This is a genomic window from Arthrobacter sp. Y3223164 (assembly GCF_059091005.1).
This window is the reverse complement of the sequence record NZ_JBNHGF010000497.1, coordinates 1-1725: the sequence shown is the minus strand read 5'-3', so window position 1 is coordinate 1725 and position 1725 is coordinate 1. Positions and strand designations below refer to the sequence as shown.

The following is a 1725-nucleotide window of genomic DNA, read 5'->3' as shown; positions in this document are numbered from 1 at the left end:
CGTGGCCAGCCCGCTGCGGCGCGCCGCGGAGTCCGGTCGCTCGCCCGACGCCGCACTCCCGCGCTAGCCGGTATTCCGCAATCCCGCGGCGATGCCGTTCACGGTGATCAGCATGGCCCGCTGCAGTGCCTCGTCCGGCTCCGACGTCCGGATGCGGCGCAGCAATTCCACCTGCATGTACGAAATTGGGTCCAAGTACTGGTCTCGGATGTGCAGCGAGCGCTGGAGCACCGGCTGGTTATCGAGCAGTTCGTTCTCGCCGGTCAGCTTCCGGATCTCGGCCACGGTCAGCTCGAACTCGGCGCGGATGTCGTCGAACAGGTGCCGCAACTGCTCGGGCACCAGCGTCGAGACGTAATGCGCCGCGATCTCCAGGTCGGTCTTGGCCAGCGTCATCTCCACGTTCGAGATGAAGGACTGGAAGTAGTGCCAGTTGCTGATCATCTCGCGCAGCTGCGGCTGCAGTCCGGCGGCCCGGGCGGCCCGCAATCCGCTGCCGACGCCGTACCAGCCGGGAACGATCTGCCGCGACTGGGTCCAGCCGAACACCCAGGTGATGGCCCGCAGCTTGCCCAGCCCCTGGCCGGCGGCCGGGCCCGCCTCGGGGTGGTCGGCCGGACGCGAACCGAACTTCACCTCGCTCAGCTGCTCCACCGGCGTCGACGTCCGGAAATACTCCGGCAGGTCCGGGTGCTCCACCAGCAGCCGGTAGCGCTCATAGGCCGCGCCGGAAATCGCTTCCATGGCCGCGTGGTAGCGGCCGCGTTCGGCTTCCGAGGTCCGCGGCTCCTGGTGCAGCGCGGACGCCTGCAGCACCGCCGCAAGCGCCAACTCCAGGTTTTCCCGGGCCAGCTCCGGCAGGGTGTACTTGTCGGAAATGACTTCGCCTTGCTCGGTGAACTTGATCTCGCCGGCGAGCGCGCCGTTCGGTTGGGCAAGGATCGCGTCGTAGGTGGGCCCGCCGCCGCGGCCGACCGACCCGCCGCGGCCATGGAAGAAGCGCAGCCGCACCCCGTGCCGGGCGGCCACGTCGCGCAGCACCAGCTGGGCCTTGTGGATTTCCCACTGGCTGGTGGCCACGCCGGCTTCCATGTTGGAGTCCGAGTAGCCGAACATGACCTCCTGCAGGTCGCCGCGCAGCCGCACGATCCGGCGGTACTGCGGATCCGAGAGCAGGTCGTCCAAGATCTTCCCGCCGCTGCGCAGCGCCTCCACGCTTTCCAGCAGCGGCGCGAAGCCGATCAGCGCCTTAGGCTCGGAGCCGTCCAGCGCCAGCAGTCCCGCCTCGCGCGCCAACACCGCGGCGGCGAGCACGTCGTCGGCGCCGCGTGCCCGGGACACGATGTACGTCTCCACCGCGTCCGGACCATACTGGCGCAGTGCCTCGGCGATCGCGCCGAACACCTCCAGGGTGCGTGCGCGCTTCTTTTTCAACAACGACGGCGATGCCAGCGGTCCGGGCTCGAGCAGCAGCGAGGAAAGCAGCTGCTGCCGCGGTCCGCGGGCCAGCTCGAGGTAGCCGGACGGCACAGCAGCGTCGGCCGCAGCATCGATGCCGCCGACGGCTGTCACCACACCCGCCGAAACAGCCGCGCCACCCCCAGCTGTCGCCACATCCCCCGGAACAGCCGCGCCACTCCCAGCTGTCGCCACATCCGCCGGAACAGCAGCCGTCCCGCCCGAACCGGCCACTCGGCCCGCCGCAGCACCCGGGGCCGCGGTCAC

Annotated in this window: 1 protein-coding gene; it reads right to left on the bottom strand. The window is 70.0% G+C overall.

The annotated features are described in order from the left end of the window. Positions 1-63 precede the first annotated feature (63 nt). On the bottom strand, positions 64-1725 hold a 1662-nt coding region (locus AC5RUJ_RS15780; protein WP_494156188.1), incomplete at its 5' end, for a phosphoenolpyruvate carboxylase.